The 21,797-nt window shown below is 52.9% G+C and carries 19 protein-coding genes; 11 read left to right on the top strand and 8 right to left on the bottom strand.

Annotated features, from left to right (window positions below):
- The first annotated feature begins 60 nt into the window (after positions 1-60).
- Both L466_RS09470 and L466_RS09475 read left to right on the top strand, forming a co-directional pair.
- Positions 61-2,241, top strand: coding sequence for a type I secretion system permease/ATPase (locus tag L466_RS09470; RefSeq protein ID WP_032681055.1), 2,181 nt, complete (start codon positions 61-63; stop codon positions 2,239-2,241).
- Complete coding sequence (locus tag L466_RS09475; protein WP_014169984.1) at positions 2,238-3,413, top strand: HlyD family type I secretion periplasmic adaptor subunit; 1,176 nt, start codon at positions 2,238-2,240, stop codon at positions 3,411-3,413. The genes L466_RS09470 and L466_RS09475 overlap by 4 nt, the downstream gene beginning before the upstream one ends.
- A gap of 35 nt (positions 3,414-3,448) precedes the next feature.
- Here the strand turns inward: L466_RS09475 and L466_RS09480 are convergent, their stop codons facing one another.
- Entirely contained in the window at positions 3,449-4,333 is an 885-nt protein-coding gene (locus tag L466_RS09480; RefSeq protein ID WP_032681054.1) for a MarR family transcriptional regulator, read from the bottom strand.
- A gap of 289 nt (positions 4,334-4,622) precedes the next feature.
- Here L466_RS09480 and L466_RS09485 point away from each other — a divergent pair, with 289 nt between their 5' ends.
- The gene (locus L466_RS09485; RefSeq protein ID WP_032681053.1) at positions 4,623-6,086 is read left to right on the top strand and encodes an EAL domain-containing protein; all 1,464 of its coding nucleotides are present in this window, start codon (positions 4,623-4,625) and stop codon (positions 6,084-6,086) included.
- 34 nt (positions 6,087-6,120) lie between these two features.
- Here the strand turns inward: L466_RS09485 and L466_RS09490 are convergent, their stop codons facing one another.
- Positions 6,121-6,393, bottom strand: a complete 273-nt coding sequence (locus L466_RS09490; RefSeq protein ID WP_014169987.1) for an ElaB/YgaM/YqjD family protein — start codon at positions 6,391-6,393, stop codon at positions 6,121-6,123.
- Between the two features lie 119 nt (positions 6,394-6,512).
- Positions 6,513-7,181, bottom strand: a complete 669-nt coding sequence (locus tag L466_RS09495) for an epoxyqueuosine reductase QueH (protein WP_032681052.1) — start codon at positions 7,179-7,181, stop codon at positions 6,513-6,515.
- Between the two features lie 802 nt (positions 7,182-7,983).
- Between L466_RS09495 and L466_RS09500 the strand changes: the two genes are divergently transcribed.
- The 4 genes from L466_RS09500 to L466_RS09515 all read left to right on the top strand — a co-directional run bounded on the left by L466_RS09500 (position 7,984) and on the right by L466_RS09515 (position 12,369).
- Complete coding sequence (locus L466_RS09500) at positions 7,984-8,787, top strand: DUF6694 family lipoprotein (protein WP_032681051.1); 804 nt, start codon at positions 7,984-7,986, stop codon at positions 8,785-8,787.
- A gap of 301 nt (positions 8,788-9,088) precedes the next feature.
- On the top strand, positions 9,089-9,364 hold the full coding sequence (locus L466_RS09505; RefSeq protein WP_014169989.1) for a metal/formaldehyde-sensitive transcriptional repressor: 276 nt from the start codon (positions 9,089-9,091) through the stop codon (positions 9,362-9,364).
- 33 nt (positions 9,365-9,397) lie between these two features.
- Complete coding sequence (locus tag L466_RS09510; RefSeq protein WP_014169990.1) at positions 9,398-10,516, top strand: S-(hydroxymethyl)glutathione dehydrogenase/class III alcohol dehydrogenase; 1,119 nt, start codon at positions 9,398-9,400, stop codon at positions 10,514-10,516.
- 161 nt (positions 10,517-10,677) lie between these two features.
- On the top strand, positions 10,678-12,369 hold the full coding sequence (locus L466_RS09515; RefSeq protein ID WP_025204238.1) for a methyl-accepting chemotaxis protein: 1,692 nt from the start codon (positions 10,678-10,680) through the stop codon (positions 12,367-12,369).
- Between the two features lie 56 nt (positions 12,370-12,425).
- Here the strand turns inward: L466_RS09515 and L466_RS09520 are convergent, their stop codons facing one another.
- The 4 genes from L466_RS09520 to L466_RS09535 all read right to left on the bottom strand — a co-directional run bounded on the left by L466_RS09520 (position 12,426) and on the right by L466_RS09535 (position 17,538).
- Complete coding sequence (locus L466_RS09520; RefSeq protein ID WP_032681050.1) at positions 12,426-14,807, bottom strand: glucose/quinate/shikimate family membrane-bound PQQ-dependent dehydrogenase; 2,382 nt, start codon at positions 14,805-14,807, stop codon at positions 12,426-12,428.
- A gap of 282 nt (positions 14,808-15,089) precedes the next feature.
- Entirely contained in the window at positions 15,090-16,013 is a 924-nt protein-coding gene (locus tag L466_RS09525; RefSeq protein WP_032681049.1) for a LysR substrate-binding domain-containing protein, read from the bottom strand.
- 186 nt (positions 16,014-16,199) lie between these two features.
- A complete protein-coding gene (locus L466_RS09530; RefSeq protein WP_032678123.1) occupies positions 16,200-17,084 on the bottom strand; it encodes an SDR family oxidoreductase in 885 nt (294 codons plus the stop codon).
- Positions 17,085-17,148: 64 nt separating this feature from the next.
- The gene (locus L466_RS09535; RefSeq protein ID WP_020884197.1) at positions 17,149-17,538 is read right to left on the bottom strand and encodes a YdeI family stress tolerance OB fold protein; all 390 of its coding nucleotides are present in this window, start codon (positions 17,536-17,538) and stop codon (positions 17,149-17,151) included.
- Positions 17,539-17,676: 138 nt separating this feature from the next.
- On the opposite strand from L466_RS09535, the gene L466_RS09540 reads away from it, so the two are divergent.
- From L466_RS09540 to L466_RS09555, 4 genes are read left to right on the top strand one after another with little or no spacing between them, the layout of a single operon-like run.
- Positions 17,677-18,180 (top strand): hypothetical protein, encoded by a 504-nt coding sequence (locus tag L466_RS09540; protein ID WP_032681048.1) that lies wholly within the window; start codon positions 17,677-17,679, stop codon positions 18,178-18,180.
- Between the two features lie 9 nt (positions 18,181-18,189).
- Positions 18,190-18,636: a DUF421 domain-containing protein gene (locus L466_RS09545; RefSeq protein WP_020884195.1), complete on the top strand. Its 447-nt coding sequence runs from the start codon at positions 18,190-18,192 to the stop codon at positions 18,634-18,636.
- 11 nt (positions 18,637-18,647) lie between these two features.
- The gene (locus L466_RS09550; protein WP_032681047.1) at positions 18,648-19,166 is read left to right on the top strand and encodes a 2-oxo-tetronate isomerase; all 519 of its coding nucleotides are present in this window, start codon (positions 18,648-18,650) and stop codon (positions 19,164-19,166) included.
- A gap of 17 nt (positions 19,167-19,183) precedes the next feature.
- Positions 19,184-20,170, top strand: a complete 987-nt coding sequence (locus tag L466_RS09555; protein ID WP_025204235.1) for an SDR family oxidoreductase — start codon at positions 19,184-19,186, stop codon at positions 20,168-20,170.
- Here the strand turns inward: L466_RS09555 and L466_RS09560 are convergent, their stop codons facing one another.
- Entirely contained in the window at positions 20,171-21,796 is a 1,626-nt protein-coding gene (locus L466_RS09560) for an alpha-amylase family protein (RefSeq protein ID WP_032681045.1), read from the bottom strand.
- Position 21,797: the final 1 nt, after the last annotated feature.

Below are 21,797 nucleotides of genomic sequence, written 5' to 3'. Positions count from 1 at the left end.
GCGATCCTCGCGGCCTTTTGCGTGGCTACAACGAAGAGCGATAAAAGATTTCACAACATTATGAAGACACATCCACAGTACGAACCCTGGTTGCAGGGCATGCTCATCATCGCGAAGCACTATCGGCTGGACTTCTCGGCAGAGCATGTTCGGGTCACGATTAACCATGAAAGCCAGTCTCCACGCCAGCTGGTGCTGGAAGAGATGGCACGCCAGCTTGGGTTAGGGATGCGTATGGTGGCGGCCGACGCGGTCTCCCTCGACCCGTGGCGTTTACCTCTGCTTGCGGAATTTACCGGCGGGCAAATCGCGGTCATTAACCGCATGGACAGCGAGGGCAACGTGAGCCTGCAGTTCAGCGGTGACGGCGGCCTGGAGACGACGCTGACGCGTGAGGCGCTGTGCTCACGGTTAACAGGACTGCTGGTGCTGCGCCCGCTCGAGTCCACGCCGGATGCCCGGGTGGATGATTACATCAAACCGTATGAGAAAAACTGGTTCTGGCAGCTGGCCCTGAAGGACTGGCGACGCTACAGCGATATTATGCTGGTGGCGCTGGTCGCTAACGTCCTGGCCCTTTCCGGCATGGTTTTTTCCATGCAGGTGTATGACAGGGTGGTGCCCTCGCAATCGGAAGCCACGCTGTGGGTCCTGTTTGGCGGCGTGATGATCGCCATTGTTTTCGAATTCATCATGCGCATGCTGCGCGTGCACATTTCGGATGTGGTGGGTAAACGCGCCGACCTGCGTATTTCTGAACGCGTTTTTGCACACGCGCTGAGGATTAAAAACGGGGCCCGCTCTAAGTCAACCGGGTCGTTTATTGCCCAGATCCGCGAACTGGAGTCGGTTCGTGAACTGATCACGTCCACCACCATTGCGGCCATCTCCGATCTGCCATTCTTCCTGCTGTTTGTGTTCATTTTGTGGATGATTGGCGGTCCGCTGGTACTGGTTGTCCTGCTTGCCGTGCCGCTGCTGCTTATCCCGGGCCTGCTGGTCCAGCGCCCGCTGGGCAAACTGTCCAGCGAAGGGATGCGCGAGTCCGCCATTCGTAACGCCACGCTGGTGGAGGCGGTTCAGGGCATTGAAGACATCAAGCTGATGCGCGCTGAACAGCGCTTCCAGAATCAGTGGAATAACACCAATGATGTTGCCGCTAACGTCGGCATGAAGCAGCGCTGGCTGACCGGGCTGTTGCTGACCTGGACGCAGGAGGTGCAGTCGATTGTGTATGCCGTGGTGCTGCTGGTGGGGTGTTACCTGGTTATCAGCGGGGACATGACCACCGGTGCGCTGGTGGGGACCTCTATTCTCGCGTCGCGGACCATCGCGCCGCTGTCGCAAATTTCAGGCGTGCTCTCCCGCTGGCAGTCGGCGAAAGTGGCACGTAAAGGACTCGACGATCTGATGCAGCGCCCGATTGACGATCCTCAGCAGGGCAAGAAGGTGCATAAAGCCCATCTGCGGGGGGATTATGCGCTGGAAGAGGTGGGGTTCTGGTACGACGATGAAGAAAAACTCACCGTTCTGAACATCAGCAAACTGCTGATTCGCGCCGGGGAGCGGGTGGCGGTGCTCGGACGCAATGGCTCCGGCAAAAGCACGCTGCTGCAACTGCTGGCAGGGATGCAGGAGCCTCAGCAGGGCAGCATTCTGCTGGATAATATCGCGTTGAACCACCTGGACCCGGCTGACGTGCGCCGCGACATGCAGCTGCTGAGCCAGCAGGCGCGGCTATTCTTTGGCTCCGTGCGGGACAACATTCTGATGGGCAACCCGCTGGCCACCGACGATGAGATCCATCAGGCGCTGGTGAACAGTGGTGCGCTGGAGTTTGTCCGCAAACAGAAAATGGGGCTCAACTACATTATCAACGAAGGCGGTGCGGGCCTGTCCGGCGGGCAGCGTCAGGCGTTATTACTGGCTCGCGCCCTGATCACCTCTCCGAACATTTTGTTGCTGGATGAACCTACCGCCTGGCTTGACGAGATGAGTGAGAAGCAATTTATCCAGCACCTTAAACCGTGGTTGGGCAAGCGCCGGACGCTGGTGGTCGCGACCCATCGTCTGCCTATTCTGGAACTGGTTGACCGTATCATCGTGCTGGAAAACGGCAAGGTGATCATGGATGGCCCGCGCGACGCCATTCTTCGCCAGCACGGTATGGCGCCGCAAAAAGCCTCACAGCGTACCGTGACCATGAAACCGACACCAGTAGCAGAGGAGGGCGTAGCATGACTGATTTCTCTCGCGTCAACAGCCGCCTGAAGGAGCCACGCTTGCCGCGGTCAACCTGGGTCGCCTGGTCGCTGTTCGCCCTGCTGGCGGTATTTATCACCTGGGCAAGCCTGTTCAGCCTTGATGAGGTCACCACCGGTAGCGGCAAGGTGATCCCCTCTTCGCACGAGCAGGTGATCCAGTCCCTTGAGGGGGGCATTATTCACAGTTTGCTGGTGCGTGAAGGCGACATCGTTGAGCGTGGTCAGCAGCTGGCACAGCTTGACCGGACGAAAACCGAATCAAGCGTGCTGGAGAGTGAATCGCGCCTGAATGCCGCGCTGGCAACCGCCTCGCGTCTGAAGGCCGAAGTGAACGACACGGCACTGGCTTTTCCGGCAGAGTTGGATGATGACGTTGAACTGGTCAAACAGGAAACGGCGCTGTATCAGTCTCGTCGCGAAAGTCTTGAGAAAGGGCTGGCAGGGTTACGGCAGGGGGCCGAACTGGTGCAGCGTGAGCTGTCGCTGACCCGTCCGCTGGTGACGCAGGGGGCAGCCAGTAAGGTGGAGGTGTTACGTCTTGAGCGTCAAAAAAATGAGCTTGAGAACAAAATCACCGAGATGAAAAACCAGTATTACGTTCGCGCCCGTGAAGAGCTGGCGAAAGCGAACGCGGAGATTGAAGCGCAACGTTCGGTGATGAAAGGGCGTGAAGATTCGTTGACCAGACTGACCTTCAATGCGCCGGTGCGCGGGATCGTTAAGGATATCGACGTGACAACCGTGGGAGGGGTGATTCCGCCAAACGGCAAGCTGATGAGCCTGGTTCCGCTTGATGACCAGATGGTAATTGAAGCGAAAATCTCGCCGCGCGATGTCGCCTTTATTCATCCGGGACAAAAAGCGCTGGTGAAAGTGACCGCCTATGACTACTCCATTTACGGTGGGCTGGAGGGCGAGGTGACCATGATTTCGCCGGATACGCTTCAGGATGAGGTGAAAAGGGATGTGTATTACTATCGGGTCTATATCCGCACTGACAGTAACCATCTGACCAATAGACAAGGCAAAGCCTTCCCGGTGTTTCCGGGGATGATTGCGACCGTTGATATTAAAACAGGCAGTAAAACGATTCTGGATTATCTGTTGAAACCGCTTAATAAGGCGAAAGAGGCACTGCGGGAACGGTAAACAAAGGGCGTTCGGGAAACCGAACGCCAGAAACATTATACCGTCGACGTTACGTTAACAACGTGGCGTCGTTCTTTAGGAACGACGTTGATATAGTGAGTCACATAGGCGAAGTATAATCCGGCATAGTTTTCGACCAGTTCTATAAACGCCGGGTAAATCGACATCTGGCCATCACCCTGATCTTTAAGATAACCCGCCTCTTGCGCCGATTTGATAATACGGTTGACGTGGATCCGTGAAACAAAAAATTCTTTAGCCAGTAAGTTGGCTGAATAAGGTATGACTGCACCATGTGCGGTTTTATTTTTTATGGCCTGCAGGTAAAGATATAACATTATCATTCGCCCTCCGTCTTTATCAATAAACAATCCCACTTCAGGCAAAACCTTCCTGAACGTTAATCCCCTGAAAAGGTATTCCGCTGCGCGACGGAAAAAGTTATTTCGCAGGATGTCGTTATCCAGCAGATTAACGTTGATATTAAACTTTGGGAAAAGAATACTTACCGGCAAAAATGCGCCGGACATGTAGCGTTTAAGTTCATTAAATCCCTTTTCAGTCGGTGCGATTCTCGTTTTGCGTCTGTCTTCACTGCAGCGCCAGGTCTTGATGCGTCCGGTGGTTCTGAGCAAGGTGATGATCGCAATCACACTGTTGGGGCTGGCTATTTTATAACGGGAACATAATTCTTTAATTTCTGATACTGACTCAGCCTGATTTCCAAAGATAAAACAACACATGGAAAGAATAATGTTGAACCGTGATTCCTGAAGCATCGTTTTGTAGAACAAAGGTTGTTTTTTGTAGATGGCGTCATTAATGGTGTAGTGCTCTGTTATTGCCTCACTGAATCGCGGATTGTTTTTAATGACATCCCTTCGATGTAGCAAGGCCCTGGATGAGATATGATTATCCATAGCGTTTGTCTCTTATATGAATGAGCCGATAGATGAAGTATCCAGTCTTCTTTCGGATTTTTTATTATACCTTGAGATTGACATATTTACCGTTATTATTTGATGCGAATTTTATATTTATACTGCATATGGATACAGGCGGTGATTAACACAAAGATGTTCTCGTGAGTCACGTTGATAACGGTTTCTTAACCTGATGGTGTACTGTAAAATTATTATCAACAACAGGGTTTTTATATTTTGTTACATTCACAAATGGGATATGTGTTTTTGTGCCCAGGAGCAGGTTATGACCCAAAATATTTCTTTCAGAAATGCTGCTTTTTATGAGCAAAAATTTGTCATCTCAACCTGCCATTTCACATTTCAGGGGTACAGTCTGTTACTCAAACAGTACGGTATAGACGCTTCGCACGTTCGTTTTGAGGGGGATGAACCTTCCCGGCAGGATCTGGAAAATATCCTTAGCAGTCAAAACGCTCAAATCTCGGTGTTTCTCGGCAAAGGTGTGGTCTCTCTGCTGGAGAGCCTGAAGCGACTCGCTTGCGTGCTAAATAAACTTCCTGTTATTCGAAAGGTAACCCTGTACGGGGAAATGCCGGATGGCTGGCTGTATCGAACGCTGGGGAATCTTTTAAATAATACTTTCCAGCTTTCATTGATTCGTATAGCCAGCGTGTCTGATGTGATGACCTGTTTTCGTATGCATAATGACGTATTTAAGGATAACTCACGTTCATTGCGTGACCAATACTGGGGGTTGTCTTATCAGGAAAACGTAAAAGGTTTAACCGAAAGAGAGGTAAGCGTTTTATTAAATTTTTATCGCGGAATGTCAGTAAAAGAGCAGTGTGAAAAAATGGGGCTGTCTAATAAAACGGTTTATACCCACCGTAAGGAAGGGGTGAAAAAATTACACCAGATCCGACGCTGGCTGAAAGATCCGCATGCCTTAAGAATGGAAGGAAGCACGGAACGGTTAACGCAAAAAGAAAGTCTCTCTGCCAAAGAGACGTCGGTTTATAATGCATTGCTAAAAAGAGAAATATTCCCTGCGTATCAGATCATAACCGATCGTTATAAGAAAGGGGTGGGGTTTGAGATACTCATTCGCTGGAATAATAATGGTAGAATTATCAAACCAGTTAATTTTCTTACTGATATTTCAAGCCAGGAAATATGGCTAAAAATTACTGCGCTAGTGATTCATGCTGCGGTGTCGGGTATTAATAAATATAACGGTAAATATTATTTTTCCGTCAATATCCCCCCGCGACTTGCCTCGGGGAATGCACTTCCCGACATGGCCAAAAAGGCTGTGGCGATGCTGCTCAATCCGCAGTGGGCCGACAAACTGGTCTTTGAATTTGCCGAAGAGATTGATGTGACCAAAGATAGGACGATCCCAGAAACCATGCGGCGTTTACGCAATACCGGGTGCCGGCTGTTTCTCGATGACTGCTTTTCCAACCATCAAACCATGTTCCCGGTAAGGCAGGTGCATTTTGATGGATTAAAGCTTGACCGGGATATCGTCGAGCATTTTGTGGCGAATGATAATGATTATAATCTTATTAAAGCGATACAGATATACAGCGATATGACCGGCACGGATTGTATTGCTGAAGGGGTGGATAGCGAAGAGAAGTTTGAGAAGTTAGTCGCCCTTGGGGTTAAAAGTTTTCAGGGCTATTATCTGTCGCGGGCGGTGAAAGAAGACGAATTAGATCGCATGGTCAGACTGTTTAGCTAAAGCGAAAATAAATAAAGCCCCGAAGGGCCTTTATTTATTTTCGACCCAGTAACAGGCCGAGAACAATACCTACCGCCCCCGCAGCAATTAAACCCGTCAGGGGATTGTTTCTCACCGCTTCAGTGACATCGGAAACGGCGTCGCTGGCCTGTGCGGCATATTTTTTGGCAGCACCTTTAACCTGATGCTTTGGGGAATCAACGAAATCGCCAAACTGCTGCTGGGCTGAGCCTGCCAGTTCATCGAGTTTATTTTTCGCTTTGTCTTCTGCAAACTGTGTATTTTTATCAGTATTGAAATCAGTCATTTTTGCCTCCTTGTGTTGATAGTATAAGGATAGCCTCTCTTTTGCGTTTTAAGGGACGCAGGGCGGAAATTGGCACAAAATCCTCCTGTTTTCGGATATATCTCTATGCCATAAACCCTTTATTTCTCATTCTCATCCTGACCGTAATACAGTTTCCCAATCCGGATAAGCGGGCGGCCCTGAGACTTGCGGTGCAGGTTACTGTCCCTGAGCGAATACACGCACCCGCAATATTCCTGCTGGTAAAACTGTTCCCGCTTGCTTATCTCAATCATGCGCGAGGAACCGCCCTGTTTGCGCCAGTTATAGTCCCAGTAGACCATCCCCGGATAGCGCGCTGCCGCACGCTGGCCGCAGTCATTTATCTGCTGCATATTCTTCCAGCGGGAGATCCCTAATGAACTACTGATGACGCGAAAACCATTTTCTGCCGCATACAACGCCGTGCGTTCGAAACGCATATCGAAGCACATGGTGCAGCGGATGCCGCGCTCGGGTTCCCATTCCATGCCCTTAGCGCGTTCAAACCAGTTATCGGTGTCGTAATCGGCATCGACAAACGGCACGCCGTGTTTTTCCGCAAAGCGAATATTCTCCTCCTTACGGATGAGGTATTCCTTTTGTGGATGAATATTGGGGTTATAGAAAAATATGGTGTAATCAATTCCCGAGGCCTGGATGGCCTCCATCACTTCTCCCGAGCAGGGGGCGCAGCAGGAGTGCAGCAGCAGTTTGTCGGCACCGTCTGGCAGGTTAAGTTGAGGGCGGATAAAGGGGGTTGTACTCATCGTATCAACTCTATGTGAATGAAATTTATTGAATTGTAGTCCCGTAACCGAAGAAAGTGAACGTTCAGGGCAAACCCCGGCGAACATAAACATCCACGTTTCTTTTCTATGGCTCCGATCAAGTCACCTCGTATTCCCCTGATCCTGCGACAACTCACAGCAATCATGCATTGACCGAAGGAATAAATTCGACATAATTTATTTCCGTGGTGAATCCTCTCTGACGAGAGGGCGTTCCATACTACTGCTGTCCGCAGGTATGTACGCATCTTTGCTTACCAGGGGAGAGTCACTGGGATGCACCCGACACCACGATTCTTTCTTTAATTTTTTATCCCATTGGAAGGGTATAGAGTGCACAAGTTTAATTCCTCTCTTCTTGCGATTTTTTTGCTGACAGGTTGTAGTTCCGATCTGGTTCTCAGCCCACCTCAAAAACCTGAATACAAGGCTATGCCAGAGATAACCCAGTCTGTGACACCATCCCAACAGCGTGCGATCATGGCTGGTGAGAGGCCTGATTGGTCAGAAAGGACGCCAGTCGGCACCATGAAACGATATTGATAAATACCTAACGACCAGGGCTGCCATTCGGTGGCCTTTTTTATTGTGATGAATGCGCGGGATGTGATGGCCGCAGCCAAAACGCAGAAGGCATGGTGAAAACGACCCTGCGCCTGGCGTTGATAATCACCAGACGTGTGGAATGCAACTGAATCAAGTTAATGTTCTATATGCTTATTTTATCAATGCACCAATTCCTGATAAGATTGTTCCTAATTTTTACTGATGGAATAGGGACATGAAAAAAATTGTTGGCGTGATATTACTTTCCTGCTTACTTGCCGGTTGCGATAAACCAAAAATTGACTCATCAACTGATGATGCAATGAAATCGTCTATAGCTAAAGTCAGAGAGTCACTTCCGGAGAATAAGCGGGAGGAGTTTGATAGCGCTCTGCAAGTTGTGGCATTCAGTAACATCAACATGGCTGATCTCATGCATGCCTCATCAGACAATGACAAAGAAGACCTCAGCAAAAAGATGCGCGAACCCCTGTCGGGAAAGACTGCTGAGGAAGTCATTTCTTATGCTCAGAAAGTAACAGCTGAGAGAGAGCTTAAGCAGAAAGAACAGGCAATTCAGGAAATTAAAACGCTAGAAAAGAAAAAAGCTGACTCAGATATGGCTAAAGAAGAGCTGAAGAAAATCCAGGTTTTATCAGCCAGATTTACCAGGGAGCCTGAGGAAGACGGTGAGCCACAACCCGTAATTAGACTGGTTGTAAAAAACAAGAGTGAAAACGTTATTTCCAGAGCCTACCTGCATGGAGTGATAGCAAGCAGCGGACACTCAGATCCCTGGTTGGAAAGTAAGTTCTTTTACGATATTCCTGACGGGCTTAAACCGAATGAAGAAGCTACATGGGCTCTGGCTCCGCCTAAAAATTCTGAATGGGGTCAACTTTATGCCCCAAGCGACGCTGTTTTCACTGTGACAGTCATGAGAGTAGACGGTACTGATAAGCGGGCGTTGTTTGATGCAACAATGTTTACAGAGGAAGACGGTAACAAGCTTGATGAACTGAAGAAAAAATACCCGTGATTTTTAGCTAAAAAAATGACCCGCTTAGGCGGGTTTTTTTACGTCCGGAGGAAACGTGGCGACAGATATATTAACCTGGTGAACCCAGATACGGGCAGAAGGGAAGGGAAGTTTAGCCACACGATTCGTTCTGCATCCTTTGGTCGTGGTTATGAGCAAATCGCAGGAGATGAACTAACCCTGAGCAGCAATTCTGGCTGATGAGCCTCTCAGCTAACTACACGATAACCACGTAAAACCTAATGTTTACATAAAGCTGTTTTAAAAGATACAATACCCCCCTATAGTATCAGGAGGGCGTATGCCGCATTCACCCGCAGATAAAAAACGTATTCTGACGCGCGTCCGCCGCATTCGAGGGCAGGTTGATGCTCTTGAGCGTGCACTGGAATCGGGCGACCCCTGTCTGGCCATCCTGCAGCAAATTGCCGCCGTGCGCGGTGCTGCGAATGGGCTGATGGGCGAAATGGTTGAAATTCACCTCAAAGATGAGCTGGTGACCGGGGAAACAACGCCGGACCAGCGGGCTGTTCGCATGGCAGAAGTCGGCCATTTGCTGCGCTCTTATCTAAAATAAACCCACAGACCTCACAATAAGGGAAGAGACATTATGAAATCTCGCGCTGCTGTCGCATTTGGCCCCGGCCAGCCGCTCAAAATCGTTGAAATCGACGTGGCTCCGCCGAAGAAAGGCGAAGTCCTGATCAAAATTACCCATACCGGCGTTTGCCATACCGATGCGTTTACCCTTTCGGGTGACGATCCTGAAGGCGTTTTCCCGGCGGTACTCGGCCACGAAGGCGGCGGGATTGTGGTGGAAGTCGGCGAGGGTGTGACCAGCCTGAAGCCGGGTGACCATGTGATCCCGCTGTACACGGCAGAATGTGGTGAGTGTAAGTTCTGTAAATCCGGCAAAACTAACCTCTGCCAGGCGGTTCGCGCTACTCAGGGTAAAGGTCTGATGCCAGACGGTACCACTCGCTTCTCCTATAACGGTGAACCGATCTATCACTACATGGGCACCAGTACCTTCAGCGAATACACCGTGTGTGCGGAAATTTCGCTGGCGAAAGTGAACCCACAGGCGCCGCTGGATAAAGTTTGCCTGCTGGGCTGCGGCGTGACCACCGGGATTGGCGCGGTGCATAACACCGCAAAAGTGAAAGAGGGCGACACCGTTGCGGTGTTCGGTCTGGGCGGTATCGGTCTGGCGGTTATCCAGGGGGCGGTGCAGGCGAAGGCGGGTCGTATTATCGCTGTCGATACTAACCCGGAGAAATTCACCCTGGCAGGCGAAATGGGTGCCACTGATTTCGTGAACCCGAAAGACTACGATAAGCCGGTTCAGGATGTGATCGTTGAGATGACCGATGGCGGTGTTGACTTCAGCTTCGAATGTATCGGAAACGTTAACGTGATGCGTTCCGCGCTTGAATGCTGCCACAAAGGCTGGGGTGAGAGCATCATCATTGGCGTTGCCGGTGCGGGCCAGGAGATCAAAACCCGTCCATTCCAGCTGGTGACCGGCCGTGTGTGGCGTGGTTCAGCGTTTGGCGGCGTGAAAGGGCGCACCCAGCTTCCGGGCATGGTGGAAGATGCAATGGTCGGGAAAATTCAGCTCGACCCGTTCATTACCCATCGCCTGCCGCTGGAGCAAATCAACGACGCGTTCGATTTGATGCACGAAGGTAAGTCCATCCGTACGGTGATTCACTTCGGCGACAAGTAACTCTTCTGCCAGCGGTTTTTTTGCCGCTGGCGTTTCCTGCATAATCTTCTCTAAAGTGTGACCTGCCTTGCGCTTTTAGCCGTAAGCTAATCTCCAGCCGTGCCGATGACTATTTTACAGGCGTGTTTTTACGCATCTTACCTACAAGAGAGTCGACGGTCATGGACAACACAACAACGATGCAGGCGCAGCGCACGCTAAGCTTTTTGCATCATATCAGGCTGGTTCCGCTGTTTTCCTCCATTCTCGGTGGCATTATTTTGCTGTTCGCCTTGAGCTCAGGTCTGGCGGGCTATTTCCTGCTGCAGGCAGACGCCGATCAGCAGGATGTCACATCAGAAATTCAGGTGCGTATGGGGCTGTCGAACAGTTCTAACCATCTTCGCACCGCGCGTATCAATATGATCCACGCTGGCGCGGCCAGCCGTATCGCCGAGATGGATGCAATGAAGCAGAACATCAGCGAGGCGGAAAAACGTATTAAGCAGTCTCAGGATGGCTTTAACGCGTACATGAACCGCCCCGTTCGTACGGCGGAGGATGAAGCGCTGGATGCCGAACTGAAAACACGCTTTGACGCCTATATCGCGGGCCTTCAGCCGATGGTTAAATTTGCCAAAAACGGCATGTTTGAAGCGATCATTAACCATGAAAACGAATCCGCGCGCCCGCTGGATGACGCCTATAACGCCGTCCTGCTGAAGGCGATTAAGATCCGTACCGACCGGGCCAATGCCCTGACGGCGCAGGCGCACAGCCGCACGCAGCTGGGCCTGATGTTTATGGTCGGGGCGTTTGCCCTGGCGCTGGTGTTGACCGCGCTGACCTTTATCGTGCTGCGCCGCACGGTCATCAATCCGCTTCAGCGTGCTGCTACGCGAATCGAGAACATTGCAAAAGGCGACCTGACGATGCCGGATGATGTCGCCGGGCGCAGCGAAATTGGCCGGCTGACGCGCGACCTGCAAACCATGCAGCACTCGCTGGAGACCACGGTTGGCACCGTACGCCAGGGGGCGGAAGAGATCTATCGCGGAACCAGTGAAATCTCGGCTGGCAACACCGATCTCTCATCCCGTACCGAACAGCAGGCGGCCGCCATTGAGCAGACTGCCGCAAGTATGGAACAGCTGACCGCGACGGTGAAACAAAATGCCGATAACGCGCACCATGCCAGCAAGCTGGCGGAAGATGCCTCCGGTAAAGCCAGCCGTGGCGGCCAGATGGTCTCCGGCGTGGTGAAAACGATGAGCAATATCTCCACCAGTTCGAAGAAGATCTCTGAGATTACTGCGGTAATTAACAGCATTGCGTTCCAGACCAATATCCTGGCGCTCAATGCGGCAGTAGAAGCAGCGCGTGCGGGTGAACAAGGACGCGGCTTTGCGGTGGTGGCGAGCGAAGTGCGTACCCTGGCGAGCCGAAGTGCAAATGCCGCGAAAGAGATTGAAAGCCTGATCAACGAGTCGGTTTCCCTGATCGATCAGGGTTCCGGTGAAGTGGTCGCCGCGGGCAACACCATGAACGACATCGTCGATGCGGTGAAACGCGTTACCGATATTATGCTGGAAATTGCCGCCGCCTCCGACGAACAGAGCCGCGGTATCGAGCAGGTCAGCCAGGCGATTTCGGAGATGGACAAAGTGACGCAGCAGAACGCCTCGCTGGTGGAAGAAGCCTCTGCGGCGGCGGCCTCCCTGGAAGAACAGGGCGCGCGTCTGACCGAGGCAGTCGGGGCATTTCGTCTGAGTGGCGCAAAGCCTGGCCGTTCAGTCTCGTCTGCGCCAGCGGTGAAAAACGCACCTTTACGTCCTGCGCCTGCGGTGTCGGGTGATAACTGGGAAACGTTCTGAGTCGTCCGGGGTAAACGTGTGAAAAAAAGGGACCGTCAGGTCCCTTTTTTATGGCGTTACTGCTTGTCCGGTAGCGCGTAGGCAATCACGTAATCACCGCGATCCGGCGACTGACGGGCACCCCCCGCGTTGATGATGATGTACTGTTTACCGGTTTTCGGTGAAACATAAGTCATCGGTCCGGACTGGCTACCGACCGGCAGACGGTCTTTCCAGATCTCTTTCCCGGTGGCGGTATCAAACGCGCGCAGGTAGAAATCCTGGGTGCCGGCAAAGAACAGCAAACCGGACTGGGTAGCGAGGGACGCGCCCAGGGTCGGCATACCGATTGGGATCGGCATATGCATACGAATGCCAAGCGGGCCAGTATCTTCCACCGTACCGACCGGAACCTGCCACACCAGCTTGCCTGATTTCAGGTCAACGGCTGACATGGTGCCAAACGGTGGCTTCTGACACGGAATGCCCAACGGCGACAGGAAGCGTTCACGCATAGCTCCGAACGGTGTACCGTCCATAGGCACAATACCCATCTCGATGCCGCTGGCGTTTTTCGCCACGTTGGCACGCGGTACCATGTAGTTTGCCAGTCCCAGGCGCATATCGTTAACGAACATCAGGCTGTTGTTCGGGTCGATTGAGACGCTGCCCCAGTTCATCCCGCCGAGGGAGCCCGGGAACTGCAGGGAACGGTCGAGACCCGGTGGGGTGAAGACGCCCTGGTGACGCATCTCTTTAAACTGAATGCGGCACAGCAGCAGGTCGACTGGTGTCGCCCCCCACATATCCGATTCGGTCAGCGTCTGGTTGCCAATCATCGGCATGCCAACAGAGTACGGTTGGGTCGGGGAGTAACGTTCACCTTCAACGTTACCGGCCGGTACCGGGCGCTCTTCCACTTTCGCCACGGGCTTGCCGGTTTCGCGGTTGAGCATAAAGATCATGCCCTGCTTGCTGGTCTGCACCAGCACCGGCGTGGTGCCACCTTTACCGTCGGGTAAATCGTACAGCAGCGGCTGGGAAGGGAGATCAAAGTCCCACAGGTCGTGGTGGGTGGTCTGGAAATGCCAGCGCACCTGACCGGTGGCGGCGTCCACCGCCACGATGGAGGAGCTGTACTTGTCATCCAGCGCCGTACGCTCACCCGCCCAGAAATCTGGCGTGGCGTTGCCGGTTGGCAGATAGATCAGGTTCAGTTTTGGATCGTAAGACATGGCAGACCAGACGTTCGGCGTGCCGCGTGTATAGGTCTGTCCTTCCGGTGGAAGGCCGGTCAGTTGCGGATTACCCGGATCCCATGCCCATGCCAGCTTGCCGGTATGAACGTCATACGCACGCACGACGCCCGGCGGTTCGCCGGTGGAGAAGTTATCCGCGATACGACCGCCAACCACCACCACATTCCCCGCGACCAGCGGCGTGGAGGTCTGCTGATAGTAACCCGGCTTGATTTCCCCCATCCCGATGCTCAGGTCAACGGTGCCACGATCGCCAAAGTCTTCACAGACCTTGCCGTTATCTGCATTGATAGCAATCAGTCGCGCATCGGTGGTCGGCAGGAACAGACGACGAGGGCATGCCGCAGGCTGTGCATCTGCCTGTGACGTTGTCACGCTGCTATGGTCTTCAAAGTAGCCCAGACCGCGACAACGCTGCCAGTTCGGTGCTGAGGCTTTCGCGTCGTAACGCCATTTTTCTTTACCGGAGTCGACGTCCAGCGCCAGGACTTTACTGTACGGCGTACAGACATACAGCGTGTCGCCAATTTGCAATGGGGTGTTCTGATCTTCCGCACCGGAGCCGTTGCTCTGAGGAATATCCCCCGTGTGGGCAACCCAGGCCACCTTCAGCTCGTTCACGTTTTGTTTGTTAATTTGATCGAGGGCGGCGAAGCGGTCACCGTGGGTGGTATTGCCCCAGTGCGCCCAGTTTTTCTGCTCCTGACCCGGTGCGACCGGTTTTACCGGTACCGGCTCATTCGCCGCCACCAGCGTTTGCGGCTTGAACATCCAGCCGAGGCTCACCAGCATCACGACCGCCAGAACGGCCGCGACGCCAAACGCCGGTGCTTTGTTCGGGGCGTTGTGGTTTGCTGCGCGCATAAACGGCCAGACGATGGCACAGAGGAAGGCCAGCACGGCAAACGTAAAGAGGCGCGAGAAGAGCGGCCAGAAATCCCATCCGGCATCGCTGACGGCCCAGAACAGCGAGGCGATAAACGCGATGCCATAGAGGACGATCCCGCTGGCGCGGTTGATGAAAATCAGAACGGCGGCAATCACCATCGCCACGCCCATGATCAGGAAGTACCCACTTCCGCCTACGGTAACAAGCTTTAAACCTAAGCCGCCAACAGCCAGACCGATGAGCGTCATCAGTCCGGCAAGGAGCCACTGCAGGATACGGGGTATCCCACGTGGCGCGCTGCCAAATGCCATTTCTGTCTCCTTTAAATCCCCCGCGTTGCGGAACGGTGCCGAATATGTACCAATTGGGTAATAATCGCGGAGGGGGATGAGGTTTTATACGGTTTATCCGCATTATGTGCGGTTGAATTCCTGTTTAACAAATAGCATGCGAACCATTTGGTGAATTCGAGGCTATGATAAAACTGTTAAATTGTTTTACGCAATTGTTAATGGATGATTTCGCATTTTTTGACCACAGAAACAAAAAACCCGTCGACAGGACGGGTTAGTGGTTGAGGTTGTAAAGGCGTCTCAGGCAGGCATGGATTTGCGGATGGCGCTGAGCAGCGTCTGCGCACCCGGGGAGAGCGGGGTATCCACGCGGGTTAATATACCGATAGGTTCGCCCGCACCTGGCGACGTCACCGGCAGTGCGGTAAGCGTGCCCTGGCGGAGATCATCTTTCACCGCGCCGGAGGGAACGAACCAGACGTAGTCATAATCCACCGTAAGCTGGCGCGAAAGCGAGGCCGACAGCGTTTCAATGCAACCTGAAGGCAGTGAGCAGCCCTGCATCTGCAGCAGTGTCTCGGCGTTCTGACGCGGAACGGTGCCTTTTGGGGATACTACCACCGGCCACTCCATCACGCGGCTTAACGTCACCGTATCCTGCAGCAGGGGGTGACCGGGACGCACGACCAGCTTCAGGGATTCCAGGAACAACAGCTCGTAGTTAAGCCCACCCATAAGCTCGGGGTCGGACATGCGCCCGATACCGAGATCCAGTTCGCCGGATTTTAGCCCGGCGAGCAGCATGGTGTTATTCATGGTGGCAACCTGAATAGTGGTATGCCGCTGATGTTTGTGGAACTGTCCAATGACCGGAGGCAGAATGCCGAGCGCCGCCGTTGGCAGGGCACCCACGCGCACAATCTCCGCGGCGTGCTCCTCTTTGCGGTTGAGCGACTGTCCGGCAGTATTCAGCGCATCGAGAACCTTGACGGCGTGCGTAAGAAATTGTTCACCCACGAGGGTGAGTTGTGCCCCCAGCCGACCGCGGTCGAAGAGACGGGTTCCGGTGAGTTGTTCCAGCTCGTTCAGCGTTTTGGAGAGCGCAGGCTGGCTTAGGTTGAGAGTTTCAGCCGCTCGCCCCAGCGTTCCCTGTTGAGCGACGGCCACAAATGTATGCAAATGGCGCAAGCGTATGCGCTGACTGAACAGACCATTTTTTTCCATAGGCGATGTTAAAAACAGAGCGATGCGGGTGACAAGCTAAGTTGTTTAATTTTGATAACTTGATAGCAAAATATTTTTAACATTTGATCTGTTTGAGTTACAACATGTTTTTTGGCAGGGGGGAGAGGAAGAACGTCCTTGTTCTTTTCGAGCATATTGAGAGCGTTACGTCAGTATATAGCCGGGTTAAATCACGCCATCACCGCCGTCAGAGCACCATACCTGACCGGAGGTAAATGAACATTCATCCGAGGCCAGCGTGACATAGAGCGGTGCGATTTCAACAGGTTGACCCGGACGCCCCAGCGGGGTATCGCCACCAAACTCTTTCACTTTTTCCATCGGCTGGCCGCCGCTGGATTGCAGCACCGTCCAGTAAGGACCCGGGGCAACCGCGTTGACGCGTATTCCTTTTGGACCAAGCTGTTTCGCTAAGGATTTGGTGAACACCGCCAGACAGGCTTTTGTCTGGGCATAATCCAGCAGCACAGGGCTGGGCTTAACCGCCTGGACCGAGGAGGTATTAATGATAGAGGCCGACGGTTTCAGATGGCGCAGCGCCGCTTTGGTTATCCAGAAAGGCGCATAGACATTGGTTTTGAAGGTCGCGTCAAAATCTTCCGTGGTGAGCTCTTCAAGGGATTCACGGTATTGCTGACGACCGGCGTTATTCACCAGAATGTCCAGTCCCCCCAGTTTGGCCACCGCCTCTTCTACCAGCTTCTGGCAGAACGTCTCGTCACGAATGTCACCCGGCAGCGCGACGGCAATGCGTCCTTCCGCTTTGATAAGCTCAATGACGTCAACCGCGTCTTTCTCTTCTTCAGGCAGATAGTTGATTGCGACGTCAGCCCCTTCACGGGCGTAAGCGATCGCGACTGCGCGACCAATACCGGAGTCGCCTCCGGTGATCAATGCTTTCTTGCCGGCAAGGCGGCCATGACCTTTATAGCTCGTTTCCCCGTGGTCGGGTACGGGTTGCATTTCTGATGCCAGTCCCGGCGGCGTTTGCGGTTGCTCCGGGAAAGGGGGTTGCGGGTAAGCGTTCTGACGTTGTGTAGTATCACTCATAGCTGACTCCTTAAGCCAAGGGGTGAGATTTGATGGATAGTTGCAGCGTTAACGCTTCGCTGAATTATTTCTGCAAATGATCGACGCGCACGACAGGCGGCGATGATTTCTTATCAAGCGATCCGTTGATACTGATCATCTGATCGGGTTTTACTGTTCTGCCGTCGAATACTGCCTGGGGAATAATAACGTCTATTTTTCCGGTTTTATCCTGGAATACAAACTTATCGCCGCTACCGTCAATAAGGTTTCCGCGTAATGAAATAGTCGCACCATCATGCATTTCTTTTGCATGATCGATGGTCATAATTCGTGCATCATCGGTTCCACGATAACCGCTATCCAGTGCGTGCGGCGGTGGCGGTGCTTCACCCTTTTGTAACCCGCCGTTATTATCTGCCCATGCGGCCGGTACCAGAAATATCAAAAAAGCGGAAATAAGCGATAATTTCATCTGATATCCTTCATTTTGTGTGTCTTGACTTATTAAGTATTGTTGCTATTCCTTTATGTGGCAAATGTGATAAGTCTTAAAAACATTCGCTTTTGAAATCAAAAATATCGGTTAATAAGCGAAACGGTGATAGCCGCCATGAAGCGTCAAAGTGATAAGTTACCTGGGATAGATGAGAATTACCGATTGCTGACGTTTGAATATGGATTTCGTCAGGTGGGTTTTATTGTCCTGCTGGCCATTATCGTTGCGGCGATAGCGGGCTTCTTTTCAAGCGGAGTGGTGAGTGATACGCAAAGAACAAACTCGGCAAAGTCGCTGACCATCAACTACGAGCGCTTTGGCCGACGCCAGACGGAGTCGAAGATCCACCTTTCATTTCCGGTCAGAACAGAAGGGAAATACACCCTGAGTGTGACCAGCGAGAGCAACGATGTTTACGAGCCAGGAAGCGTTTGGCCGCAACCGGACAGCATGTTCAGTCGCGGGAATACGCTCTTTTTTGTTTATAACAACCTGAAAATGTCCGACAACTTCTCTGTCTTACTCTTCACGACCCCTGCACGCGCAGGTAAATGGGACAATGTCGTTCGCATAAACAACGAGCCGGAAATCCCTTTCTGGCAATTAATTTACCCGTAGGAGGCTGATATGGATATGGTCTTTCGTGCGCTGGCTATTTACCTGTTCCTCGTCGTGGTATTTAAAGTTGCCGGACGGCGCGCTTTGCTGCAGATGACCAGCTTTGATCTGATTCTCCTGTTAATTATCAGTGAGGCGACGCAACAGGCGCTGCTCGGGGAAGATTTTTCGGTCACCGGCGCAATGATTACCATTACCACGCTGGTGGTAGTGGATATTATCTTTGGGATAATGAAAAAATATTTCTCACCGGTAGAAAATATTCTTGATGGTACTCCGGTAATATTGGTTGAGAACGGCGTGCCGTTAGCAGATAAACTAAAAAAAGTCGACGTTTCCTGTGATGATATTCTGGTATCAGCACGCCAGAATAATGGTGTTACGCAGCTGAGTGAAATTAAATATGCCATTCTTGAGCGCAATGGTCATATTTCAATCATTCCTTTTGAGAAGTAAGAGGCCACGAAATGAGCAACCTTCACCATGATAACAATTATACCGTCGCCGAAGTGACCAAAAAAGTGGCGAGCAAATTGACAGACTTAGGGCTTCGCTTAACCACGGCAGAATCCTGCACCGGCGGAAAACTTTCCGTCGCCCTTTGTGCTGAAGAGAACACGGCCGAATTTTATGATGTCGGCCTGGTCGTGTTCAGTGACGGCGCAAAAGAGCGCATTCTGGGCGTGCGTCCTGAGACCCTTGAACGGTATACGGCCGTGAGTGAACAGACGGTAACCGAAATGGCCGCCCGGATCCTGGAGATTGCCCAGGCGGATGTCAGTATTGCCATCAGCGGTTATGCCGGGCCAGAAGGGGGCGACGATGGCACGGCGGCAGGGACCGTTTGCTTCGCCTGGAACCTTCGCGGACACACGGAAACCCGTACCGTCCTGTTTTCCGGCGACTGCCAGGATGTGGTTGAGAAGGCAGTGCAGTATTCATTGTCTGAATTAGTGACCAGATTATCAGGCTGGGATAACGAGTAAATTTACGCGGAGGTTCTATGGCTGTGATTGTCATTACCGGCGGTACGGCGGGTGTGGGAAAGGCAACGGCACTGCACTTCGCAAAGGCAGGCTACGATGTGGGCATTATTGCCCGCGATGAGACAAGCCTGCACTCGACCCAGGAGGAGTTAACGCGATTTGGCGTTAAAGCCTGTGCGGTACAGGCGGATGTCGCCGACAGCCAGGCGGTGGTGGACGCGGCAAACGAGATTGAATATCGCCTCGGTGCGATTGATGTGTGGGTTAACAATGCGATGGGTGCTGTGCTGGCACCGTTTCGTACCCTGACGCCAGATGAATTTCGCCGCGTCACTGACGTGACCTATCTTGGCTTCGTAAACGGAACCCGCGCCGCGCTGGAATTGATGGTGCCACGCGATCGCGGCGTGATTATTCAGGTCGGGTCCGCGCTGGCCTACCGCTCGATCCCGTTGCAATCGGCCTACTGCGGCGCCAAAGCGGCGATTCGGGGATTCACCGATGCGGTGCGCACGGAACTGATGCATGAGAACAGCCGGGTGCAGCTTTCAATGGTGCAGATGCCGGGGCTGAATACACCGCAGTTTGACTGGGCAAGAAACAAATTCGCCTGGGCTATGCGTCCGGTTCCGCCAGTGTTTGAGCCTGAAGTTGCCGCGAGCGCGATTTTTAAGGTCGCGCAAAAACCGGTGCGCGAACTGTGGGTGGGCAGCAGTACCATTCAGTCGATCGTCGGACAATTCCTCTTCCCGGGTTTCCTGGACCGGCTAATGGTGAAGAAGGCCTGGGAAGGTCAGATGACTGACGATCTGAATGACCGGGATCGCCAGGATTATCTCGACCAGCCGGTCAACGACCTGCACAAAATCCATGGGCGTTTTACCCCGGAAGCGAAAAACCGCGCCACGGCGATCACGTCAGGTGTGCCCGGGAAAGTCCTGTTAGGCTCCCTCGCGGTGGCGGGCGTTGTGCTGACGCGGCTGATGACCCGGCGTAAAAGGTAATCAGCGCAGCGCGCTACGGTTAGTCCAGAACCAGCGATAGCCGTAGCCGCTGAGGGTAAGCTGGACGGTTTTGCCACAGATCAGCGCGTCGTCATAGCGTTTATCCGCCAGGCAGGCGGTCCAGGTGGCGTGACGGATCCCGCGGGCGGTAAACTGGACCGGCTTGTCACTAAAGTTAACGAAGATCAGGATACTGCGCGCTTCGGCTTCGTAATAAATGCCCAGTACCGCGTCATCATCAATATTGATGAGACGAAACGGTGCGACAGCAATCTCCGGAAATTCAGAGCGCGTATTGGCCATGTCGATGATCCGGTGCAGCAGGGAATTGCGGTGCAGCAGGGAATCGGCCACGTTGATTTTCTGATAACGCCAGGGACCGCGATCGATGACCGGGGCGATAAACCGCTCAGGATCCGCTGCTGAAAAGCCACCGCCCTCTGACCCCGCCCACTGCATTGGCGTACGCACGGCATAGCGCTCTTCCAGCGTCAGATCGTCACCCATGCCAATCTCATCGCCGTAGCGCATGACCGGCACGCCTGGGAGTGAGAAGAGCACCGCGTGGCAGAACGCCAGCCGTTTTTGATCGCCCTTTAACATCGGTGCCAGACGGCGTCGTATCCCGCGCTGGTAGACGTTCATCTCTTCGTCAGGGGCGAAGGTGTCGACCACAATCTGTTTCTCTTTTTTACCAATCCCTTCCAGATCTAACTCATCGTGGTTGCGCAGCCAGTTGGCAAAGCAGCACGAGTCAGGCGGGACAATCATCTTCTTTATGGCATTGCGCAGCGGTCGGGCGCTTTTCCTGGCAAGGCTGACGTAGAAATACTTATTGAGCCAGAAATTCAGCACCAGATTCAGACGGTTATTTTCGCCGAAATAGTCTTTATACGCCTCCACGTCGACGTCCACCTCACCGAGCAGGATCGCTTCCGGATTACGTGCTTCAATAAGGCGGCGCATATGCTCCAGGATCCATAACCCCTTTTTCTCGTCACCGCCGCCTGCCTGCGCGGTCAGGTGCGTTGCGGCATCGAGGCGAAATCCCGACACTCCGAGCTTGAGCCAGAAGAGGATAATATTTTCGATCTCGTTGAGCAGCGCGGGGCAGCTCAGATTCAGGTCGGGCTCGTGGTGATAGAACATATGTCGGTAGTATTGCCCGGCCTCGTCATCCCATGTCCAGACGCTCTCTTCCACGCCGGGAAACATCGGGGAGGTATCGTCCTCGTTATTATCCGACCAGATGTAATAGTCACGAAAAGGTGAAGTTGGGTTGCGGCGCGCCTGCTGAAACCAGGGATGGGCGTCCGAGGTGTGCTGAATCAACAGCTCAATAATGACCTGCATACCCAGCTCCCGGGCCTGTTCAATAAAGGCGATAATGTCGGCCAGCTTTCCGAAGCGAGGATCAACCTGCAGATGGTCGCTGACGTCGTAGCCTTCATCCAGAAACGGGGTGAGGTAGAAAGGGGTGATCCAGATAACCGTCGCCCCCATGCGGCGAATGTAGCGCAGCTTTGCGCCAATCCCGGCGATGTCCCCGCAACCATCGCCGCTTAAATCATAAAAGAGTGCAGTATCAATCTGATAAATAATGGCTCGGGTATGCCAGTCTGCCATA

The sequence above is a fragment of the Enterobacter sp. BIDMC 30 genome (assembly GCF_000534355.1).
Classification (GTDB): Bacteria; Pseudomonadota; Gammaproteobacteria; order Enterobacterales; family Enterobacteriaceae; genus Enterobacter; species Enterobacter ludwigii.
Note: the sequence above shows the minus strand (reverse complement) of the source record. Positions and strands in the feature narration are given on the sequence as shown.